At 34.8% G+C, this 2,540-nt stretch carries 3 protein-coding genes; all 3 read right to left on the reverse strand.

Going from position 1 to position 2,540, the window contains the following annotated elements:
- On the reverse strand, nucleotides 1-695 hold a 695-nt coding region (locus tag ACMUOV_RS01245), incomplete at its 3' end, for an NAD(P)/FAD-dependent oxidoreductase (protein ID WP_413853007.1).
- A 433-nt stretch (nucleotides 696-1,128) separates the two neighbouring features.
- Nucleotides 1,129-1,584, reverse strand: coding sequence for a 4Fe-4S dicluster domain-containing protein (locus tag ACMUOV_RS01250; RefSeq protein ID WP_413853009.1), 456 nt, complete (start codon nucleotides 1,582-1,584; stop codon nucleotides 1,129-1,131).
- 8 nt (nucleotides 1,585-1,592) lie between these two features.
- Nucleotides 1,593-2,540 (reverse strand): FMN-binding glutamate synthase family protein (locus ACMUOV_RS01255; RefSeq protein ID WP_413853011.1); only part of this gene is annotated, 948 nt, incomplete at its 5' end.

Raw genomic sequence — 2,540 nt, forward strand, 5'->3', positions numbered from 1 at the left:
ACTGCCATTATTAAAACATCACAATTCAGTTCCGTTCCGTCGGCAAGTATTATTGAATTTTCTTTAACTTCTTTTGCCGTATTTGAAAGATAAAAAGTAACATTATGTTTTTCAATATGATTTTGAATAATAGCAGCCGTATTTTTGTCTAATACTGAAGCCATAACTCTGTCTGCCATATCGCACACTTTAACCGATTTAACTTGTTCTGCCAAAGCTTCCGCGGCTTTTAAACCTATTAACCCGGCACCGATTATAACTACATCGGAATTTTTATTAACGACCTTTTGTATATTTTGAACCGATTCAATATTTAAAAAAGTATAAACATTTTTATGTTTTTGTATTCCGTTTATCGGAGGAACAAAAGGAATACTGCCCGTTGCAATAAGAAGTTTATCGTATTTGTATTTTTCCCCGTTTACACAAACAACTTCTTTTTTTGCTGTGTTTATACTTTGAACTTTAGAATTTAATTTAACCGTTATTTTGTTTTTTGTATAGAAATCTTCTTTTTTATATTTTATTGTTTCCAAAGTTTGTTTTCCCTGCAAGAAATAAGAAATTAGCGGCCTTCCGTAAGCAGGAAAGTTTTCTTCCGACAATATTGTTATATTGCCCTTTTTATCGATATTTCTGATTTCTGCGGCACAACTTGTTCCCGCACAGCTGTTTCCGATTATTAAATAATTCATTTTGTTTTTCCTATATTAATACTAAAAATTTCTAAACGACGAGATTCCCGACAGAAACTTTCGGGAATGACAGCAATACGGCAATGTATAACTTACAATTTATAATTAATGATAAAAGACCTTTAAAAATATTTTTCTTTTTGACAGTGCCTTAGGAACCGTCTATGAACGAAATATTTTTTAGGTAAGAATTTTTTACTTTAATTCTTAGGGCGATATGTAGAGAAAATTTCGGTTACCTTTTGATGTCCGAAATTTTTGAGTTATCGTCCGTGCCTAAAAAATATGAGTGAATAGTTCCAGCACGGAAAAAAGAGAAAATATTTTTAAAGAACAAACAATGAGATTTCTCGTATTCACTCGAAATGACAAATTAATTACAAAAAACTTGGATTCCCGATTACAACCTTCGGGAATGACAAAAAAGAACAAATTATTTATTACTTTCCAGGTCCATAAACTTCAAAGCACCGTTAGGACAATTTTTTGCACAAGCAGGTTCGTTTCCGTTTTCCGTACACAAATCACATTTAGAAACAACTGTTCCCGAAACCGACATTTTTATTGCACCGAACGGACATTCCATTATGCACGACTGACACCCTACACATTTTTCTTTATTGTTTCTGACTATACCGTTTTCATCTTTATACATTGCACCGGAAATACATGCCTGTACACATTTCGGTTCCGCACAATGTCTGCACTGAAGAGCAAAAAAAGTTTTTATTCCGTTGTTTTCTATCTCTTCAATTGTTATTGCGGAATCTATATTTTCCTTTTTATATGTTTTTATGATATCTTTTGATTTTGAATGTGCGGTTCTGCAATAAACTTCGCACAGCCCGCACCCTAAACAATTTTTTTCAAAAGCATAAACTTTTTTCATTTGTTTTATTATTCTCCTGCATGTTTTATTCCGAGTATTTCCAATTCTTTAAGGTTAAGTCCTACTCCTCTTAACATTAATCTGTTGCCTCTTAAACTGTCTATTGCATTTATTCCCATTCCGCCCAACATTTCTTTTATTTCATTGTTCCATGCAGTAAGTAAGTTTATTAATCTTTCATAAGCAATATCCGGATTTAATCTCTTTACAAGTTCGGGATTTTGTGTTGCTATACCCCAATTACATTTGCCGGTTGAGCAACTTTGGCACATGTGACACCCCATAGCAATTAATGCTGCCGATGCAATATATACGGCATCTGCACCTAAGGCAACGGCTTTTACTATATCTGCACTGTTTCTTATTGAGCCCGCACAAATAACAGAAATATGGTTTCTTATACCTTCATCTCTTAATCTTTGATCTACACTTGCCAAAGCAAGTTCTATGGGTATTCCTACATTATCTCTAACTCTTGTAGGTGCTGCTCCCGTTCCGCCCCTAAAACCGTCTATAACTATTGCATCAGCACCGGCTCTTGCAATACCCGATGCAATTGCTGAAACATTATGAACCGCTGCGATTTTAACAAAAACGGGCTTTGTATAATTTGTACTTTCTTTTAAAGAAAGGATTAATTGTCTTAAATCTTCTATGGAATATATATCGTGGTGCGGTGCAGGTGATATTGCATCGGAACCTTCCGGTATCATTCTTGTTGCAGAAACATCGGGACCTACTTTTATTCCCGGCAAATGTCCGCCTATACCCGGTTTTGCACCTTGCCCTATTTTAATTTCTATTGCTGCACCTGCATTTAAATAATCAAGGTGAACACCGAATCTGCCTGAAGCAACCTGAACGGTAGTATTTTTACCATATTTATAAAAATCTTTATGAAGTCCGCCTTCACCCGTATTATAAAGAATTCCCAACTTTTCTGCCGCTCTTGCAAG

This window comes from Candidatus Ruminimicrobium bovinum (assembly GCF_902760015.1).
Classification (GTDB): domain Bacteria; phylum Elusimicrobiota; class Endomicrobiia; order Endomicrobiales; family Endomicrobiaceae; genus Ruminimicrobium; species Ruminimicrobium bovinum.

Bases quoted from the DNA above. Each gene is read 5' to 3' on its own strand.
- ACMUOV_RS01250 (WP_413853009.1), bottom strand. From the start codon at position 1,584: ATGAAAAAAGTTTATGCTTTTGAAAAAAATTGTTTAGGGTGCGGGCTG.